The organism is Paenibacillus motobuensis, assembly GCF_039521865.1.
Classification (GTDB): domain Bacteria; phylum Bacillota; class Bacilli; order Paenibacillales; family Paenibacillaceae; genus Fontibacillus; species Fontibacillus motobuensis.
On the sequence record NZ_BAAACX010000009.1, the window covers coordinates 423,873 to 443,824 of the forward strand.

The following is a 19,952-nucleotide window of genomic DNA, read 5'->3' on the forward strand; positions in this document are numbered from 1 at the left end:
GATGCCAATGACAAGTCACTTAAGCTTGGGCAGGCAGATGCCATGCCCTCTGCATAGAATGGAACAAAAAGCGCAGAGAAAGGTGAATGCCAATTGACCAGTTTTCGTAAAGCGTACTTATTGAAACAGCGCATCGCTAGAACCATGCTTAAGAAGCGGGGAATCCACGGGATTGGCGTCGGCTTGAAGGAACCGGGCAAGCCGGGCAAGGGTGCAGCCGTCATCGTCTATGCTACTCCGGCATCGGCAACAACCGCTAGTCCCCGTAAGCGAAAAACCTCGCACACCCGGCATCCTTCGACGAATATTGCCAAGAAGATATCCGGCGTTCCTGTACGGGTCGTTCGTTCCAAAGGCTTCAAAAAGAATGCTGACAGCGGTAAGTTTATGAGGCGCATACGTCCGGTGATCGCTGGATACAGTATCGGCAGGGCCGATGAATCAGGCACCGCCGGACTGATTGTAAGTACTGATCCTCAGGGCTCAAATCGATATATCCTTAGTAATAACCATGTCCTCGTTGACAACAATTCGAGTCGTACTTCAGCGACGATTCAGCCCGGCGGCGCCGATGGCGGATCGACCAAGAAGGATCTTGTCGGTTACATGAGCAAATATGTCAAGCTGCACAAGAAAAAAAATAATTATATAGATGCTGCCATCTCTCGCCCGCTCAGGAGAAGTCTGGTGAAGCCGAAATACGCCGTATATGGGAACGTTCCCGGATATATCACAAGCTACAAAGTAGGCGATAAGTTTAAGAAGGTGGGCAGAACAAGCGGGGTTGTTACAGGTACAGTGGAATCTATCCATACGGATATCCAGGTGAATTACGGCGATTATGGGAATCTGGGTACGATCAACTTCAAGAATCAGAGTATCATACGTGGGAAGGGTCCGGTCTCTTTACCTGGAGACTCTGGCTCCGTTTGGCTGACGAAGAAAGGCAATAAAGCCGCAGCGGTCAATTTCGCTGGTTCTGATAATGGCCTTCTCTCCATCTCATACCCGATTGACTGGTTTATGAAGGTGTTCGGTGCAAGAGTAGCAAAAAGCGGTAAACATGCTCTATCCTTACCGAACCGCGGTAAACAAAAACGCTATGTATATACACATCCATTATCCGTCAAGACTCTAAAGTCAATCTCCTGCCGTACATGCAATTCACATAACAAGTCGAAATAACCTCATGGGATAACAAGCGTTGGCCCGTGAATGAGAACTTCAGATAAATAGTAAACAGGACCTGACGAATAGTCAGGTCCTGCTCATAGATATAATAATTAGATGATGTGGTTATTCCATGAAATCCTTCAAGCGTTTGCTGCGGCTTGGATGTCTTAGCTTGCGCAGTGCTTTGGCTTCAATCTGACGAATTCGTTCCCGCGTAACGCCGAATTCCTTGCCCACTTCCTCCAGCGTACGGGAGCGACCATCGTCCATCCCGAAGCGCAGTCGAAGCACATTCTCTTCACGCTCTGTAAGTGTATCCAGCACTTCTTCGAGCTGCTCACGCAGCAGTTCGAAGGCGGCTGCATCCGCTGGTGCCAGCGCTTCATGATCCTCAATGAAATCGCCCAGATTGGAGTCATTCTCCTCACCGATTGGCGTCTCGAGAGAGACCGGCTCTTGGGCAATCTTCATAATCTCGCGGACCTTCTCCGGTGAAATCTCCATCTCAGCTGCAATCTCCTCCGGCGTTGGTTCGCGTCCAATTTCCTGAAGCAATTGTCTCGATACACGGATCAGCTTATTAATCGTCTCAACCATATGCACCGGGATACGGATCGTCCGGGCTTGGTCGGCAATCGCTCTCGTGATAGCCTGACGTATCCACCATGTTGCATACGTACTGAATTTAAACCCTTTGGAATAATCAAATTTCTCTACCGCCTTGATCAGGCCCATGTTGCCTTCCTGGATCAAATCGAGAAATACCATACCCCGGCCGACATAGCGTCGTGCGATACTTACAACAAGACGCAGATTCGCTTCCGCCAAACGGCGTTTCGCTTCTTCATCACCTTGTTCTACCCTTTGTGCCAGCTCAATTTCTTCTTCAGCCGACAACAGAGGAACGCGTCCAATTTCTTTAAGATACATTCTGACCGGATCATCGATTTTAACCCCAGGAGGTAACGATAGGTCATCTGTCAAGTATGATTCAGTATGTTTTAAATCCTCTGCCATCAGTCAGACCCCCACCCTAAAAATAAAAAACAAATAACTCCCGCTTTCAATATTTCTACCAGCAGTGTGCCTATTTGACAATTTAGTGCGTTTATGCTAATATAAGTTTAAATATTGCATTGAAAACGCCTGTGTTTTGGCTATCCGTCATTTTAACATAGTTTTTTAATAATTACAAGTCTGATTTATAAACAGATACGCAGATCCTTATGGATCTGCGTTTTTATGTTTTTCGGGCTAATATTCTTCTCTTGAGACTATGAGCACATCCCGCATTGCAGAACTGCGAAGCAGACGCATAAATAGTGCTTCACTAGCTAGCAAACGGAGCTTCTTCGGCTTCGCTTGCCCGATAATAATCTGTGATGCGCCCAATTCCTCCGCCCTAGCCAGCAACGCCGCTGTTGTCTCCTTATGCTGCCTCATCTGTAACAACTCAAACTGGCCGCCTAATTGCTGAGTTAAGTTTCTGATCTTCACTAGCTCTGGAGAATCATTTCTTATATTATTATTTCCCACATAGGCGACATGCCATCCCGCTTTAAGTCGATAGGCAAGCCTGAAGCCGCGACGGATGATTCGTTCAGCTCCTGCGCTATGAGTAATACATACAAAGATGAACTCTGTCTTACGCCACGGTCCCCGCAAAGATGTTCTTCTCTCCCATGACTCCAAGCGTTCATCCACGTCGTCGGCCAGTTCACGAAGTGCCAATTCTCTTAGTGCAATCAAATTCCCCATCTTGAAGAAGGAGTTCAGCGATTGCTCCACCTTCGCCGGGGCGTAAATCTTCCCTTCACGCAGCCGCTGCTGTAGCATCTGCGGAGTTACATCAATCAGTTCAACCTCATCTGCCATTTGTAGAAGCGCATCGGGAACCCGTTCCTGAACCCGTATTCCGGTCAAACGTTCTACTGCATCATTTAGACTCTCAAGATGCTGCACATTGACCGTCGTAATAACGGAAATGCCCGCTTCGAGAATTAGCTGTATATCCTCATACCGCTTCTTGAACCTGCTTCCTGGAACATTGGAGTGTGCCAATTCATCGATCAGAACAACCTCTGGATTACGATGCAAGATCGCATCTGTATCCATCTCTTCCAATTCAGTCTGTCGATACTGCCATTTTCTCCGCGGAATCAACTCCAGCGCTCCAACCTGCTCCTGTGTTTCCTGTCTGCCGTGAGTCTCGAGCAATCCAAGGATAATGTCAATCCCTTTTGTCTTAAGATGATTACCTTCCCGCAGCATGGTATAGGTTTTACCTACGCCTGGAGCGGCCCCGATATATACCTTCAGCGATCCCTTATGAAGATTCTTTGTCTGCTGGTTGGCTTCCTCCAAGCTTGCCCGGCGAAACGAAGGGCCCATATCATGATTGAGCTTGGTAGGACGCATGGCCATGATTCGCTCGCCCTCGCTCTCGGCGCGATCAGCCATCAGGAATAAATCCGTACTTCGCAGCTTGCGCAGCAAGCCTTTAATAACCGAGCCTTTTCTTAATTCCTGCCATGTGCTCATTTTGGAGTGTCCCATTACGATCCGTGTAACTTTACGTTCCAGCGCCAGTTCGGCAAGCTGGCCTGCTAGTCTCCTTCGTCCTTGTAAAGGTAGTTCGATGAACTCAGCATCGATCTTATCGCATAATTGCTGAATCGAGCTCTTGAAGGCCCTCTGCTCCGGCGTCAGCTTCACGCCCGGCTTCATATATACGACGACAATAAGCTCTCCATTCAACCGCTTGGCGATCTGCTGCCCACGTCTGATATAGATTGAGCCGTTCCAATGATATTGGACGGACACTAGAATTCGCTCCGCGGTTCCTGAAGGACCGACAAGACCTTCTGACATGCGATGCTTATCCAGCATATCGCTTACCCCATTGGCCATCAACCTAAGAGATAGCTCTCGAAGTACAGCTACATTGTCCCTACGGCAAATAGCTGGATGAACCCTATGACCAAGCAATCCGTCTTCAATCCGCTTCAGCAAAGTCTCAGGTGATACATCGATTAATCTGACCTCATCGGCCATATCCAGGGTTTCCGGCGGTACGGTATTCTCTGCGCGAATTCCTGTATAATGCCTGGCGATGATGTCTGCTCCGGACAATTCGTATACATTGATTGTCGTTATAACACTGATCCCTTGTTCCAGCAGAAATGAGATATCTTCGAGACGAGTTGCGAAGCGCGCCCCTTCCCGATTGCGGTGAGCCAGATTGTCAACGAGCACCACTTCCGGATTGCGCTGCAAGATTTGTTCCAGAGGAAGATCTTTCTTCTCTACTCCCTCCTTCATCCAGTGAATACTCAGCAATCGTTCGATTCCATTCAGCTGCTCCATCGTCTCTTGTCGCTGAGAAGTTGTGACCGCACAAGCAATCACATCGATTCCCTTCGATTTTAGAAGCTGCCCCTCACGTAGCATATGATAAGTTTTGCCCGCGCCACTAGTCGCGCCAATCAGAACCTTAAGTTTGCCACGCCGCATTCGTTCCATATATTGCAATATTTCTTCAGGCGTCTTCCTTCGATAGGTCATTGGCATTTTCACCCCCCGCCCATTATTCCGCCAGAACAAGTTAACCAGATTGAATTAAACTAAGAATTACCTCTTGCGATTTGCTCCTGCAGCTCCATATTAAGCCGCAGCACATTTACTCTCGGTTGACCGAAGAGACCTAGATCCCGTCCGCTAGTTGCATCCTGAACCAACAATTCCAGTTTATCCACCGAAATACCTGTCAACTTGCTGATTCGCGGAATCTGTGATTCCGCCGCTTGCGGCGTAATATGAGGGTCAAGTCCAGAACCCGAATTCGTCATTAAATCGATGGGAAGCTTGCTTAACGGCACATCTGGATTGTCCTTCTTCCATACTTCCAGCGAAGACTCCATCCGTTGCGTTAGCTTCGGGTTGGAAGGCGCATAATTGCTAGATCCAGAGCCTGCTCCATTGTAATCGATACTGGATATTCGCCCATGGAACAGCTTCGGATCCATGAAGGACTGACCAATCAACTCAGAACCAACGACATCCCCCTGGCTATCCTTAACTAAACTTCCGTTCGCCTGCCATGGGAATAGTATTTGGGCCAGACCTGTACTTGCCAAAGGATAAATAATTCCGCAGAGAACGATAAAAATGATACTGAAGCGGAGAGCGGCCCATAAGGCCGAGCCCGAAGCAGACAACCACGATTGCTTACCAGATTTAGTAACAGCCATACTTGATTACTTCCTTTCTAAGCACATGAATTAGATCCATAAATGTACGAACAAGTCAATCAGTTTAATTCCGCTGAACGGGGCTACAACACCACCCAAACCAAAGATCAGCAAATTTCTGCTTAGCAGACGCTGCGAGCTCATTGGCCGATACTTGACTCCACGCATAGCAATTGGGATTAAGAGCGGAATAATTACCGCATTGAAGATTAAGGCGGACAGGATGGCCGAGAGCGGCGAACCAAGCTTCATAATGTTAAGTGCGCCCATCTCCGGGATTGCCAGCATGAACATCGCGGGTATAATTGCAAAATATTTGGCGATATCATTTGCAATACTAAACGTAGTTAACGCTCCGCGAGTCATCAAGAGCTGCTTGCCGATCCCTACAACCTCAATCAGCTTGGAGGGATCTGAATCGAGATCCACCATATTCGCCGCTTCCTTGGCGGATACCGTCCCACTGTTCATCGCCAGGCCTACATCCGCTTGAGCTAATGCGGGAGCATCATTCGTCCCGTCACCAGTCATCGCAACTAACTTCCCTTGTGCCTGCTCACGACGGATGACATCAATCTTATCCTCTGGCTTGCATTCGGCGATATAATCATCCACCCCAGCTTCTCTTGCAATCGTAGCTGCAGTCAGTGGATTATCACCCGTGCACATAATCGTTCGAATCCCCATTTTACGCAGCTGCTCGAATCGTTCTTTCATGCCTGGTTTAACAGTGTCCTTGAGATGAATAATGCCATAGATCACTTCATCAACAGCAACCGCCAGCGGAGTTCCTCCCGCAGAAGCCACTTGATTGGTAACTGCCTCCAGGTCGCCGGGAATTTGTCCGCCTCGGCTGCTGACCCATTTCTTGATCGCATCAACAGCACCCTTGCGTACTCTCCTACCATCCTGCAGATCGACACCGCTCATACGCGTCTCGGCTCTGAACTCGATGATCTCTCCGTTAGCCGCCAAAGTTTCATCATATTCAAGCCCTTGTCTCCGAAGCAATTCAATTACAGAGCGTCCTTCAGGCGTCTCATCGAACCCCGAAGAGACCGCAGCCCAATGGGCAAGCTCGTCTTCAGCCCGACTACCAACGGGGAGAAATTCAGCTGCCATTCGGTTGCCAAATGTAATCGTACCTGTCTTATCGAGGATCATTGTATTGACATCTCCGGCAGCTTCAACGGCCTTACCGGACATCGCCAGTACATTGTATTGAGTCACCCGGTCCATTCCAGCAATCCCGATCGCGGACAACAGCCCCCCGATTGTCGTCGGAATTAGGCAGACAAGCAGCGATACTAGCACGGTGATCTCCAGATGAATATCCAAATAATCGGCTATCGGCTTTAAGGTAATGACCACAATCAGGAAAATAACTGTTAATACGGTAAGCAAAGTTCCTAAAGCAATCTCATTCGGTGTCTTCTGACGTTCGGCACCTTCAACTAATGAAATCATCCGGTCGATAAATGACTGTCCAGGATCGCTCGTAACACGAATAACAATCCTGTCGCTAACGACCAGAGTTCCGCCTGTAACTGAACTGAAGTCGCCGCCAGCTTCTTTAATAACCGGAGCCGATTCCCCCGTGATCGCAGATTCATCCACCGAGGCCAGCCCCTCGATAATTTCACCGTCTGCCGGGATCATCTCCCCTTGCGATACAACAACAACATCGCCTTTGCACAGCTCGGAGGAAGGTACGCTTCTCGTACTGCCGCCTATTAATTGGTTAGCCATAACTTGCTGCTTCGTCTTCTTCAAGCTGTCCGCCTGGGCCTTCCCTCTTCCTTCCGCAAGAGCTTCAGCAAAATTCGCGAACCATATCGTAATTAACAGGATCAAGAAGATGGCCACGTTGACTCCCGTAATGTGATCTTCCCCAAGCAATCCAGGGAACAAGATTTGTAGGAGTACGAGGAAAGCTCCGATTTCTACGACGAACATAACCGGATTCTTGATCATCCATATCGGATTCAGCTTCTTAAAGCTGTCCAGTACGGCTCCTCGCATCATGTTTCTGGATAACATCGATTTATGCCTAGTGCTCATGTTTAGCACACCTCTTTGAATTATTTTAGCGTCAAATACTCAGCAACAGGACCTGCGGCAAGAACCGGCAGAAAAGTAAGAGCTCCGATAAGCAATACCGTTCCGACGAGAATTCCAGCAAATAATTTATTGTCTGTCCGCAGCGTGCCGATGGTCTCCATGACGGGTTCTTTCTGCATTAAGGACCCTGCAGCAGCTAACAAGGCAATCATAGAGACGTAGCGGCCCAGGAGCATGACCAATCCGGTCATGATGTTCCAGAACGCCGTATTATCCGCGAGACCCTCGAAACCGGAGCCGTTATTTGCCGCAGAGGATGCATATTCATACAGCATTTGCGACAGTCCATGATACCCCGGATTCGTAACTGCGCCATACCCTAACCCAGTCATAGTACTGATCGCCGTTGGTGCAAGCACAATTAAGGGATGGATAAGAATCGCAATTGCGATCAGCCTCATCTCCCTGGCTTCAATCTTCTTGCTGAGGAATTCCGGCGTTCTGCCGACCATTAATCCACAAATAAACACACCGAGTATGGCGTACATCACCATGTTCATAAGTCCGACGCCCTTCCCACCGAAGACGACGTTCAACATCATCTGGGATAAAGCTGCCAAGCCGCCGAGCGGAGTAAGCGAATCATGCATATTATTGACGCTCCCCGTAGTCGCAGCGGTGGTAATCGCCGTAAAAAGTGCCGAGCCCGTAACCCCGAAACGAACCTCTTTGCCCTCCATATTTCCTTGCGCGACGTCTATCCCAAGCGTATGGAAGAGCGGGTTCCCGGCCTTCTCGCTGAAATAGACCAAAGACAGAAATGCAAGGAACAAGACCATCATCGCCGAGAAAATAACCCAACCCTGCTTCTTATTGCGCGCGAATAAACCGAATGTATAAGGTAATGACGCGCTGATCACCCACATGGACCACATCTCAATTGCATTCGTCAACCCGCTTGGGTTCTCGAACGGATGGGATGAATTTGCTCCAAAGAATCCACCACCGTTCGTGCCCAAATGCTTAATGGATTCCAGCGAGGCCACCGGTCCAAGCGAGATTCGCTGTACAATCCCTTCCAGCGTGTTCACTGCCGTGGTAGGCCGCAAGGTCTGCGGAACCTGAAGCGCGACCAGTAGCAGCGTCACGATCAGAGAAGCAGGCAGAAGAATACGGACAATCGCCTTCACAAAATCCTCAAAGAAATTCCCCAGCCGTTGGCCTCTTCCTGTAATTCCGCGGATAAAAGCGATGGCGGCGCATAGACCTGTAGCAGCTGATGTGAACATCATCATTGTGATTACAGCCATTTGCGAGAAATAGCTAAGCCCTGTCTCCCCGCTATAATGCTGCAGATTCGTGTTGGTCATGAAGCTAATTACCGTATTGAATGCCAGCGTCGGCTCCATGCTGCCGCTTCCTTCGGGATTCCATGGGAACCACTGCTGCAGGCTGAGAAGCAGAAAACTGATTGTCATCAACACCACATTCGTTGCCAGCAAGCTGATCACATATTTCTTCCAATCCATCGCTTCGCGCCGCCTATAGCCGGCTATGTTGAAAATAAACCGCTCCATTGCTCCGAAAATGCGATCACTACGATTAGGTACATTAGAGAAAACATGATATATATAAGTACCGACCGGCTTCACCAGCAGCAATATTACGCCGATCACAATGAACATTTGTAAATAATCCATAATACACTCACCCCATCTGGAATCCTACTTATTGTTTTTAAGCTCTGGCTTATCGCTCAAGCTTTGCTGCAAGCAGAAATCCAACCTCTCCGCTTACGGAATGGATGACATAAGAAGCTCCTAGCCCTTTGTAAATCATGCGCGGATTTCTATTCGGAGTAATAATGAAAATCTGATCACGCGTCCATCTCCGACAGATTTGCAAATAGCGACAGGTTAATGTCATACTCAGTTCAAAAATATAACAGCGTCCGATCGGAAACGGCGGGACGATCCAGCTCTGCTCGTCATCCGTCTTGATACGCAGTACATGTCTTACGCCCAGTTTATGAAGGACTTCTTCCTCCTTCTTGTTGTTCACCATGACCGCGAAATTACGCTTCGCCGCCATCAGCAGCAAAATAAACTTCAGTCCAACCGGATTCGGTGCTGCTACTAGAACAAACTCTTCCTCCACTTGAGAACACCCTCCTTGAATTTGCAGAGGACAACACAAAAGAAGCCGCAGGAAAGATAGTAACCTTTCCCGCGGCTTAATGAGTGGTCTTAGACCCACTACCCGACCTTGGTGGTTGCCTCTTCCTAGACGCTTACGAGGTTAGCTGACGGATTCGGGCGCGGAAGTCGCCCTACCTTGGAAAATACGTTTATCCTCCAAGCGATTCACCCCATGGAACTAAGGTTTAGAAGCCCGCAGATCGGGCATCACTCAGTACCGTTGGTTCCCCCGCTGCTGTCATATCCACGACAGCATTCAGCGAATTTTGATTGATGTTGTATTGTATTTCAGTTCATTTTTCAAAAAAGAGCATAAAAAACCACAGAGGCAAACGGTCCTCTGTGGCCGAATTCGTTGCGGCGCGCAGTCACCTTTCCTCTCTCATACCCACGCTGACGAAGTTAGCTGACGGATTCGGGCGGTGAGAGTCGCCCTACCTGAGAAGAGTCCATGGTCTCTTTCTCAGGATTCACCCCTGTCCGAATGGGCCTGTGTTGGCTCTCACACCAGCCCTGGCCATTCAGACGATGAGCAAGCTGCGTTGATCATCACACAGCAAGCTCTTGTTGGTTCCTCCGTTCTCTGGAACATCCCAGAGATTAAGCGATCGGAATTGGATAATATTGATTATGGATTGAATCATACCGCTGCAAGGTTTGACTGTAAAGCCAACTTCCCGGCAAAAAAAGCGATTAATTTAAAGGAATATGAAAATATACCGCTTACATTGATATGGCTCTCTCTAATTTTCGCTATAGCTCATTTCTACTCTTGATTTTAAATTCTTTTATAAGGATCCTGCCGGGGAAACTGTTGAAATCGCAGCTGCCAACGCGATAAAATTTTACTCATGTCTCTCCTTCGCTATAATAGAGTTAGTTCATCATTTTGCCAAAAGGAGCGATATTTATGAAAATAACGTATCTCGGACATTCATGCGTATATTTAGATACTGGCGATTGCCGTTTGATCATTGACCCGTTCTTGACCGGTAATCCTAAAGCAGCTGCTGTGGCTGAAGATATCGATGTCGATTATATCCTACTTACCCATGGGCACTCGGATCATATCGGGGATGCTGAGGTGATCGCCAGAAGAACTGGAGCCTCCATCGTAGCTATCGTTGAACTGGCGGGCTTCTTTGAGCAGAAAGGGCTTAAGGCGACAGGAATGAACCTGGGAGGTTCGTACAACTTCCCGTTCGGCAAGCTGACCTTCACTCCGGCTCTCCACAGTTCTTCCGTTGAAGTGAACGGAACGAATGTCTACCTGGGGGTTGCCGCAGGCATTGTACTCAATATCAACGGTTTCACGGTATATCATTGTGGCGATACCGCACTATTCAGCGATATAAAGCTCATCGGAAGCAAGCATAAGATCGATCTCGCTTTTATCCCGATCGGAGATTTCTTCACCATGGGACCGGAAGACGCTCTGCTCGCCGCCGAATGGATCGGCGCCAAGCACGTGGTCCCGGTTCACTACGATACATTTGGCATCATCAAACAGGACGGAACACAATTCGCCCACCAATTGCAAAAGCTTGGCATATCCGGCCATGCCCTTCTGCCAGGCGAAAGCCTCGATAAAGCGCAGTTGGAGCGTTAATTGGCCTATCTCGTCTAACTTCATCGACCGCTCTATTTATTCCATTAGCTCAGTTGCTAGAGCATCCGGCTCATAACCGCCCGCACCGACCACCCAAAGCTGGCCCAAACAAAAATAGCTGCTTATCAGCAGCTATTTGCTATTTTTATTTCTAACGAAACTACAGATCGTTATTTGCTCCAAAAAAGCGGGAAATTATTTTTAACGAAACACCATATCGTTATTTGGGCGAAATCCTGGCAAAAAGGTATGATTCGTATTCAATAGCGATACCCAGTTTTGTTAAAAATCTCAGCGGCCAAAATTGGAGCCAATAACGATACCACGTTTCGTTAGAATCTCCAAAATAGCAGAATCACGCAATCAGGCCCATGTTGCCTTCCTGGATCAAATCGAGAAATACCATACACCGGCCGACATAACGTCGTGCGATACTTACAACAAGACGTGGATTCGCTTCCGCAATCGGCGTTTCGCTTCTGCATCACCTTGTTCTCCCCTTTATGCCAGCTCAATTTTTCATTAGCGCTCCCTTGAACAGACAGGCACAGAGGTACTTGCTAATCCAAAGCTAGTCCAAAAGTTCCTTCCCTTTTGTCTCGGTGCCCAGCCAGAGGACGGCAATCGCGCCGATCAGTACGGTGACGAAGAACAGCCAGAAGATCGAGCTGATCGGTACTTCTCGGGCTACGAGCCAGCCAACCAGGAACGGAGCGATCACCCCGCCAACCCGGCCGAAGGAAGCAGCGAAGCCAACACCTGTCGATCGGACCTTCGTCGGATACAGCTCAGGCGTATAGGCATACATGCCTCCCCACGCCCCCAAGTTAAAGAAGGACAAGCAGATTCCCGAGGCAATCAGCATCCCTTCCGTCGTAGCGCTCCCGAACCAGGCCGCGCTTGCAGCAGTAAGTACCAGGTACAAGACTAATACGAATTTCCGACCGAACTTCTCTATGAAGTAGGCAGCTGTGAAATAACCCGGCAATTGAGCCAGTGTCATAATCAACACGTATTCAAAGCTCTTGACGAGACTGAAGCCCTTCAGGACCATGACCGAAGGCAGCCACAGGAACATTCCATAATACGAGAAGACTACAGTAAACCATAGGATCCAGAGCATGATCGTCGAGCGTCGATGAGGAGCTGACCATACAGATTGCAGCTTCTCTCTTACTGAAAATCTCTGTCTCATTGTATCAGATTGCGCGACAAACCGCGGTGGGTCCTCAATGGATCGACGTAAATATAGGGCGTACACGACCGGTAAACCACTAATGACAAAAGCCGTCCGCCATCCGTAATCCGGGATTACAAAATATGCGATCAGCGCTGACAGAATCCAGCCGATGGCCCAGAAGCTCTCAAGCAGAACTACAGCCCGCCCCCGATCCTTGGCTGGAACAGATTCCGAGACCAATGTGGATGCTACGGGCAACTCGCCGCCAAGCCCAAAGCCCGCAATAAAGCGAAGCACGCACAGTATGGCAAATCCAGTAGCAGCGGCGGACAAACCGCTCGCCACAGCGAAGATGACCAGTGTCCAGAGCAGAACGGCTTTACGGCCGAATTTGTCGGCCATTAGACCAGCCAAAGCGGCTCCGAACACCATTCCGATCGAGTTAATACTTGTAAACAAGCCTGTTTGCTGCGGGGTCAGTCCCCAGTCCGCCGCCAAAGCAGCGGCGATAAACGATATAATCCCAACATCCATCGCGTCGAACATCCAACTGAAGCCGGCGCTAAATAGCAGCTTCCTCGTCTTCGGCTTCGCCGCTATATTCGTTGCACTCATTGTGCCACCCCATTCTCCACTCATATCTCTAATTTATATTTATATTTTACATGCGGTTATGCCGTCATGCTGCGGTCACGCTTAATCATATTCCGGTTTCTGAACCAGAAGATGACGGTAAGGGCGACCAGAAAAATAATATAACTGAATATTAGCTTGCGAAGATCTGAATCTGGAAATACGACCGATGCGCTTAATATTCCATACAACCATATCCCGGACAGATTGCCGACCATATTTGACCATGTATACGATGATAGCTTCATATTAGATATAGCCGACATGAACGAGATCAAATTGTTAGGCATAATCGGCAGGGTACGCAGAAATATTACTGCCCATACACCATACCGTTCCAGGCCTCTTTGCCATTTCTCATATTTTTGCAGCTTATGCAGCCATTTGCGGTTGAACCAGTCAGCGAATAAATAGCCGCATAGTAAATATATGATCATCCCGGCTGCCGTTCCGGCAATCCAGCTGGCGATAAGTCCATCCGCGATCCCCAACACGGAGATATGCAGCATGACGATAGTCGCAAACGGGAATATGCCGATCGTTCCTTGTAGAAGCGCCAGCGGAATCGTAATGATTAGTATAGAAAAACCGCCTAGCTGTGTGGCATCAATCAGCCAACTCGTCCATTGTTCTATCCATTCATTCAAGCGATTTCTTCTCCATTCTCGACTCTTCGGGCCAAGAAGCGTAATAATATTACTCTACGGTGAGAATTCTCTTATGGCCCAAAGCTCGATTAGTGTTCAATTCTTCTTCCTAAAATAACAAGATCACGCTCGATCCCATCCATGTTGGCAACACGCGGCAGGTAAGCCCACTGCTCGAACCTAAACTTCCCTAACAGGGAGAGGCTCGGCTGGTTATGAGCAAATACAAAACCAAGCAGCGTATTAACCGAAATTTGCGGACAGAAATCGATCGCCCGCTTAAGCAGCAAACTGCCTAGGCCCTTACCGCGACATTCTGCTGAAATATAGACGCTGATCTCCGCTGTCGCCAGATAAGCTGGACGACCATAGAAAGATTGGAAGCTAAGCCATGCGACGATTCTTCCCCCATCCTTGAGCACCCATAGCGGTCTAAAGTCTGGGGCATGTTCTTCAAACCATGATAGACGGCTAGCTACAGTGATCGGCTCCAAATCAGCTGTGACCATCCGTCCAGCAATCGTCTCATTATAAATTTCTACAATACGGTCCAGGTCTTCAAGGACCGCATCTTCAATTGCATATTGTTCATGCATCTGAGTTCGTCTCCTAGTTCTGCAAGTCTTGCTGTAATCAACCTTGTATCGTCTTCTTGAACTGTTTAATGATACCGAAGTGCATCCCTTCGTGGTACAGACTGAAGCTCAGCAAAGATCCGATGCGATCCATCGTGAAGCCTGAGCTAGTCGTGAAAGGCTGTATCGTAGGTTCATTCAAGCGCCCAGTCAATAGTTTTCTGATCTCTAACGGCTGCTCGCCTGCGATTCGACACACCTCCGTGAAATCAGGCCCTTGACCCGTCCATTCCAGCGGCGATGTACCGTTAGCGAACCATTTCGGATATTGTTCCGGAAGTCCCGATGGAAGTCCTGCCAGAAGAAAGGCAAAGCGGTCCTGTACGAAGGCAATATGCCCCAGATTCCACAGGATATGATTGCGGAATCCTTCAGGGATTGTCCGCACTTCTTCCTCTGTTAATCCCTGTACCATTTTTAGAGTTTGCCTTCTTATAAATTCAATCTGATCAAAAATGACTTCATTCGAACTCATGCTCATTACCTCCATCGATGTCTTCACATCTCTAATTTAATCTGAACATAGTGCTCAACCAATGGAAAGGGGTCATAGTAATGGTGCAGTAATTCCTTCCATTCTTCGTATTGAGGAGATTGTCTGAACCCAACCTCATGATCGGTAATCGAACGCCACTTAACGAGTAAAATGTACTTATTTTCGGTCTCTACGCATTTATGTAGCTCATGTCCCAAATATCCACGCATTTGAGAAATGATCTTCGATGCCTGCCGGAAGCTGCTCTCAAAATCGTTAATCGTGCCCGGTTTCACCTGCAGATGGGCTACTTCAAGTATCATCGTCACCATCCCCTCCGTTTTCCTGATTATAGCATGGCGTCCTGGCATAATGAATCGGATTTTTCCAATTGCCCTATTATAGAAAATCACTAACCAGTTCATTCAAGAGCAGTTGGTTCGCATATTAATTCTATATCTAGAAAGGGAAAAGGACCCGTAGACCCGCTTCAATAGCGGAACTGAAGGTCCTTATAATATATCTACTCTTTCCCTTGCACAGGAGTATGGATTGCCCTAACTTCTAGGAGCCGAGTACGACCCGATCATCGCTCAGCTTATGACCGCTAATCTGTTCGAACTCTCCGAGCAGGCCCTCGATCGTCAGTTGCTGCTTCTCCTGCTCGTGAATATCGAGGATGATGCGACCCCCATCCATCATAATTAGCCGATTGCCAAGGCGAATCGCCTGTTCCATGTTGTGCGTGACCATCAAGGTGGTGAGCTTAAGCTCCCTAACGATCTTCTGTGTGAGCTGGGTCACCAGTTCTGCCCGCGCTGGATCCAATGCCGCGGTATGCTCGTCAAGCAGCAGGATCTGCGGCTCAGTAAATGTAGCCATAAGCAGACTGAGCGCTTGACGTTCACCACCGGACAGCGTTCCTACCTTGGCGCGCAGTCGATTCTCTAGACCGATGCCAAGCTTGCGAAGCTGTTCTTTGAATAGCTCTCTTCGCTCGGAGTTAATACCGATCGACAGCCCACGACGCTTGCCGCGCGAGTATGCCATCGCCAGATTCTCCTCGATTGTCATATGTGGAGCGGTCCCAGCCATCGGGTCCTGGAAGACGCGGCCGACCCAACGGCTGCGCTTATGTTCGGACAACTCCGAAATATCAGTGCCGTCAATATGAACCGTACCGGAATCCGGCTTTAGCGTACCCGAGATCATGTTCATCAACGTTGATTTGCCAGCACCGTTACTGCCGATCACGGTCACGAAATCCCCTGGCTTCAGCTGCAGATTCACGTTAATTAGCGCGATCTTCTCATCGACGGAACCTGGATGGAATAGCTTGGATAAATGTGTAATCCGCAGCATTATAGTCCACCTCCCATACTTCTCTGTTCAGCGTCGGAGACAAGTTCCAACGAGCGCTTGCGAGCGAGTGCCTTCTGCTTCCATGATCTGCGTACCGTCGGTAGAACCAAGGCGATGATGACGATCAATGCCGTGATCACCTTCAGATCGGTCTGCTCCAGCCACTCAATCCGTAGCGCTAGAGCGACAACCAGACGATAGACAATGGAACCAAGTACGACGGCCAGTGTGGCAAAGAACACATTACGGGCTCCGAATATCGCTTCTCCGATGATGACGGAGGCCAGCCCGATCACAATCATTCCGATTCCAGCGGAGATATCGGCAAATTGCGATTGCTGGGCAATTAATGCACCAGACAATGCAACAAGTCCATTGGATAAGCTAAGTCCCAAAATAATCGTATTGTCGGTATTCGTGCCGAAGCTTCTGATCATCCGCTGATTATCTCCGGTCGCTCGTAGCGCGAGCCCAAGCTCAGTACGGAAGAACAGATCGAGCAGAAGCTTAATAGCGATGACTACAAAAGGCATCAGCAATAGCGGTGATATGGAGCTGAATATCGTCTTCTCACCGAGTAGTCCGACATTCGGCTTCCCCATAATCCGCATGTTAATGGAATATAATGCGATCATCATCAGAATTCCGGATAAGAGGCCATTTATACGACCCTTGGTATGAATAAGCCCTGTAATCATACCGGCTAAGAGTCCGCCGCCAAAGGCGCAAATTGTGGACACCCAGGGGGATACACCATTCGTAATCATTATGGCTGCTATGGCTCCGCCGGTTGTAAAGCTTCCGTCCACCGTTAAGTCTGGAAAGTCCAAGATACGAAAGGTGATGTATACGCCAAGCGCCATCAATGCATACAGCAATCCGGATTCTAGGGCTCCGAGTAATGAGTTCATCATGATGATACTACCTCCTAATTATGGAACACCTATTCGAGAATATTGGTCTCCTTATCCTTAACCTGCTCCTTCATTGCATCCGTAACGGTGATCCCTTGTTCTTCCGCAGCTTTCAGATTAAGAATAAGATCGAGCTTCTCCGGCACTGTAACCTTCAAATCACCGATTTTCTTGCCCTCCTTGAGAACTTGCAGCGCCATTTGACCTGCTTGATAGCCATGATCATAATATTTGAAGCCTACGGTTGCAAATGCACCCTTCTCAACGGAATCACGGTCGCTAGAAAAGAATGGGATATCATTGTCATTAGCTACTTGAATAACCGTGCTAACTGCCTCTACCACCGTGTTATCGAGCGTAATATAGATTGCATCGGCTCTACCTACCAAGGATTCCGCAGCCTGCTTCACTTCCGAGGTATTCGTAACTGAAGCTTTTACGATTTTAATTCCGTGCTTCTCCAGTGCCTTTTCTGCCAAATTAGTCATGACCACAGCATTGGGCTCGCCTTGGTTGAGCACAACGCCCACGGTCTTCACATCAGGGAAATTACCGGCGATAAAGTCCATCAACTGAGCAATAGCCTCGGGGTTCGTATCAGAAGCGCCCGATACATTGCCGCCCGGCTTCTCCAGATTGTCTATCAATTTAGCATCGAGCGGATCCGTAACTGCTGCGAACATGACTGGCGAATTCTTCACCTGACTAGCCAGCGCCTGTGCTGGAAGTGTAGCGATGCCTAGAACCAGGTCGTATTTCTCACCAGCTATTTTCTGAGCAATCGTCATATTGTTATTTGGGTCACCTTGCGCATTGTTGTAGTCCAGCTTCAGATTTTCTCCTTCTACAATCCCCGCGTCCTTCAGGGCTGCTAGAAAGCCTTCACGAGTCGCATCCAGCGACGGATGCTCCACGATTTGTGAGATCGCAATCTTGTACTGCTTCCCAGAGCCCGAACTTCCACAGCCAACTACAGCTACCAGCATGATCGAGATGACTAATAATAGACCTAATTTCTTCCTCATTTTCAAAATACCCCCTCAATTAATTTACTACATTAATGGTTCACTTGATCGATGCGAACTCCGGTTAACGCTTCTATTCATAAAAGTGTCAAAGCGCAAAAATGTGATCTTTCCCACGTTTCCGGAAGATTATATTATTCTCATATTAAATGGCGGTCAATTTCTAGTCAATCCAAAATCTACTATTTGGTTGAATTTGCATCATTGGGGCACAGAAAACAAGAGACAGGCCAGAATTCTGACCTGCCTCATGTTAACTTCTTCTTATTAGCTCCGCTCTATTTTCTGCCATTTTCTCACATTTATTGCTTCCGCTCCATATAAATATGCTTCGCCTTGATCATCTCACCTGAAATCTGCAGCAAGCCGAAAGAATACTTCGGTTCACGCCGTTTGTCTGTAGGAGAACCGGGATTAAACAGAAGCAGCCCGTTCTCCCTCTTTAATAAGGGCTTATGAGAATGGCCGAACAAAATGGCATCAGCCTCCTGCCCCTGAAAGATCTTCATCGCCTTTTCCCGTGCATTTCCGCGGCCTTCGGGCAGAAATCCGTGAGTAAGTCCAACCTTATGGGAACCAAGCTGAATTATCTTGTGATAGCCAAACCGCTGGATAATCTCTTCAGGATCATTATTGCCGGCCACCCCTTCAACCGGAGCAAGTGCAGACAACTGCCTGTAGACCTCCATACTGGTCCAGTCTCCTAAATGGATAATCAGATCCACATTGCGGAATTGAGAGACCAGCGCAGGCGGCAGTACTGATGCTCTCTTCGGCATATGGGTATCCGATACAACTCCGATCTTCATCATTAGCGCAGCGGCGAAGCCGCCATACGAATATACGTATGTCTGCGACCTCGTATCGCGATGGACAGAGCCATAATATTGTCCGGAATTGCAATTCCGGTGTATCCAGCATCACCGATATGAAGCACATCAGCTCCCGCCCTTTTTGCACTTAATGCAATCGCCTTGACCGTCTCCGTATCGGCACCCTCCTGACTCGTACCGATCGCGGCCAGAGCAAGTGCTCCTTTCTCCTTCACCTCAGTGATGATCGCAGCAAGTTCCTCCTCGCGCAGTCCCGGGACTGTGCCCGGGGCTGGCAGAAGAATAACATCTGCTCCTGCCTCCGTAAAGGCAAGTGCCGCTTCCCGGTCGATCACTTTGCCGCGTGTTCCTGCACCATGCATTTTCCCGGCGATAATTAGTCCGCCAAAATGCTCATTCGCAAGGCGGATCGCCTGTGTAATCTGCTCATTGGTAACCCCTGTCTTCGGATTGCCTGTCAGGCATACGAAGTCAGCCCCTAATTCCTTGGCCTTCACTAGACTTGCAGCTGTCGCCCTGCGTCCCTCGGGCAATTGATTCAACTGTTCGAGCGCTTCCGCAGAATCATCCACGGGCTCCAGATTAATCCCGACCGGCAGCCCTGTTAACCGCTTCACTTCGGCGATCGGATTCTGGATCTGCTGCTCCCCACCGGTAGGGTGGAACACATCAAGCGGGGCCAGTCCGCGAACTACAGGGTTGAATACATCGAACACATTGAGCAGAATCATATCTGCGCCGAAGGCTTTGGCCAGCTCAGCATTACTGATCTCTGGCAGCATCGGTTGAGAGATGGACACCGTCTCTGCGATGACTGTTCTCCCTTCGGCGGCAAGGATCGCTCCCTTCAACTGTTCTCGTTCCATACTGCGAAAGTCTGACGCCCGGCAATCTAATATCCTCTTCATTGGCTCACCTCATTTTGAGTAATTACCAACATCAAGCCTATTACTTCAG

The 19,952-nt window shown here is 48.7% G+C and carries 17 protein-coding genes, 2 pseudogenes and 2 riboswitches; of the genes and pseudogenes, 2 read left to right on the forward strand and 17 right to left on the reverse strand.

Annotated features, from left to right (window positions below):
• Positions 1-93: 93 nt before the first annotated feature.
• A complete protein-coding gene (locus ABD014_RS12630) occupies positions 94-1,185 on the forward strand; it encodes a chymotrypsin family serine protease (protein ID WP_343861508.1) in 1,092 nt (363 codons plus the stop codon).
• Positions 1,186-1,296: 111 nt separating this feature from the next.
• On the opposite strand, the pseudogene rpoD reads toward ABD014_RS12630, so the two are convergent.
• From rpoD to ABD014_RS12660, 6 genes and pseudogenes are all read right to left on the reverse strand, one after another.
• Positions 1,297-2,157: pseudogene (gene rpoD, locus ABD014_RS12635) on the reverse strand (RNA polymerase sigma factor RpoD); the annotation flags it as partial.
• Positions 2,158-2,427: 270 nt separating this feature from the next.
• Positions 2,428-4,737 carry a histidine kinase gene (locus ABD014_RS12640; RefSeq protein ID WP_343861513.1) on the reverse strand — a complete coding sequence of 770 codons (2,310 nt, stop codon included), beginning with the start codon at positions 4,735-4,737 and terminating at the stop codon, positions 2,428-2,430.
• A 59-nt stretch (positions 4,738-4,796) separates the two neighbouring features.
• Positions 4,797-5,423 (reverse strand): potassium-transporting ATPase subunit KdpC, encoded by a 627-nt coding sequence (gene kdpC, locus ABD014_RS12645; RefSeq protein ID WP_343861515.1) that lies wholly within the window; start codon positions 5,421-5,423, stop codon positions 4,797-4,799.
• A gap of 30 nt (positions 5,424-5,453) precedes the next feature.
• Positions 5,454-7,484, reverse strand: a complete 2,031-nt coding sequence (gene kdpB / locus ABD014_RS12650; protein WP_343861517.1) for a potassium-transporting ATPase subunit KdpB — start codon at positions 7,482-7,484, stop codon at positions 5,454-5,456.
• Positions 7,485-7,504: 20 nt separating this feature from the next.
• Positions 7,505-9,184, reverse strand: coding sequence for a potassium-transporting ATPase subunit KdpA (kdpA, locus tag ABD014_RS12655; protein ID WP_343861519.1), 1,680 nt, complete (start codon positions 9,182-9,184; stop codon positions 7,505-7,507).
• Positions 9,185-9,233: 49 nt separating this feature from the next.
• Entirely contained in the window at positions 9,234-9,641 is a 408-nt protein-coding gene (locus ABD014_RS12660) for a hypothetical protein (protein ID WP_343861521.1), read from the reverse strand.
• 115 nt (positions 9,642-9,756) lie between these two features.
• Positions 9,757-9,954, reverse strand: a riboswitch (cyclic di-AMP (ydaO/yuaA leader).
• A gap of 104 nt (positions 9,955-10,058) precedes the next feature.
• Positions 10,059-10,299: riboswitch (cyclic di-AMP (ydaO/yuaA leader) on the reverse strand.
• A gap of 293 nt (positions 10,300-10,592) precedes the next feature.
• Here ABD014_RS12660 and ABD014_RS12665 point away from each other — a divergent pair.
• Positions 10,593-11,291, forward strand: coding sequence for a metal-dependent hydrolase (locus ABD014_RS12665; RefSeq protein WP_343861523.1), 699 nt, complete (start codon positions 10,593-10,595; stop codon positions 11,289-11,291).
• Between the two features lie 361 nt (positions 11,292-11,652).
• On the opposite strand, the pseudogene ABD014_RS12670 reads toward ABD014_RS12665, so the two are convergent.
• The 11 genes and pseudogenes from ABD014_RS12670 to ABD014_RS12720 all read right to left on the reverse strand — a co-directional run.
• Positions 11,653-11,792: pseudogene (locus ABD014_RS12670) on the reverse strand (sigma factor); the annotation flags it as partial.
• 70 nt (positions 11,793-11,862) lie between these two features.
• Positions 11,863-13,086 (reverse strand): MFS transporter, encoded by a 1,224-nt coding sequence (locus ABD014_RS12675; protein WP_343861525.1) that lies wholly within the window; start codon positions 13,084-13,086, stop codon positions 11,863-11,865.
• Positions 13,087-13,142: 56 nt separating this feature from the next.
• On the reverse strand, positions 13,143-13,751 hold the full coding sequence (locus ABD014_RS12680) for a TVP38/TMEM64 family protein (RefSeq protein WP_343861527.1): 609 nt from the start codon (positions 13,749-13,751) through the stop codon (positions 13,143-13,145).
• An 89-nt stretch (positions 13,752-13,840) separates the two neighbouring features.
• Positions 13,841-14,347 (reverse strand): GNAT family N-acetyltransferase, encoded by a 507-nt coding sequence (locus ABD014_RS12685; RefSeq protein WP_343861529.1) that lies wholly within the window; start codon positions 14,345-14,347, stop codon positions 13,841-13,843.
• 37 nt (positions 14,348-14,384) lie between these two features.
• Complete coding sequence (locus ABD014_RS12690; protein ID WP_343861531.1) at positions 14,385-14,861, reverse strand: DinB family protein; 477 nt, start codon at positions 14,859-14,861, stop codon at positions 14,385-14,387.
• Positions 14,862-14,884: 23 nt separating this feature from the next.
• Positions 14,885-15,184, reverse strand: a complete 300-nt coding sequence (locus ABD014_RS12695; protein WP_126999837.1) for an antibiotic biosynthesis monooxygenase family protein — start codon at positions 15,182-15,184, stop codon at positions 14,885-14,887.
• 241 nt (positions 15,185-15,425) lie between these two features.
• Positions 15,426-16,223, reverse strand: a complete 798-nt coding sequence (locus ABD014_RS12700; protein ID WP_343861535.1) for an ABC transporter ATP-binding protein — start codon at positions 16,221-16,223, stop codon at positions 15,426-15,428.
• A complete protein-coding gene (locus ABD014_RS12705) occupies positions 16,223-17,137 on the reverse strand; it encodes an ABC transporter permease (protein WP_343861537.1) in 915 nt (304 codons plus the stop codon). Before ABD014_RS12705 ends, ABD014_RS12700 begins: the two co-directional genes overlap by 1 nt.
• A 29-nt stretch (positions 17,138-17,166) precedes the next feature.
• Positions 17,167-18,162, reverse strand: coding sequence for an ABC transporter substrate-binding protein (locus ABD014_RS12710; RefSeq protein WP_343861539.1), 996 nt, complete (start codon positions 18,160-18,162; stop codon positions 17,167-17,169).
• A 302-nt stretch (positions 18,163-18,464) separates the two neighbouring features.
• The gene (locus ABD014_RS12715) at positions 18,465-18,974 is read right to left on the reverse strand and encodes a metallophosphoesterase family protein (RefSeq protein ID WP_343861541.1); all 510 of its coding nucleotides are present in this window, start codon (positions 18,972-18,974) and stop codon (positions 18,465-18,467) included.
• Positions 18,974-19,903, reverse strand: coding sequence for a DUF7916 family protein (locus tag ABD014_RS12720; RefSeq protein WP_343861543.1), 930 nt, complete (start codon positions 19,901-19,903; stop codon positions 18,974-18,976). Before ABD014_RS12720 ends, ABD014_RS12715 begins: the two co-directional genes overlap by 1 nt.
• Positions 19,904-19,952: the final 49 nt, after the last annotated feature.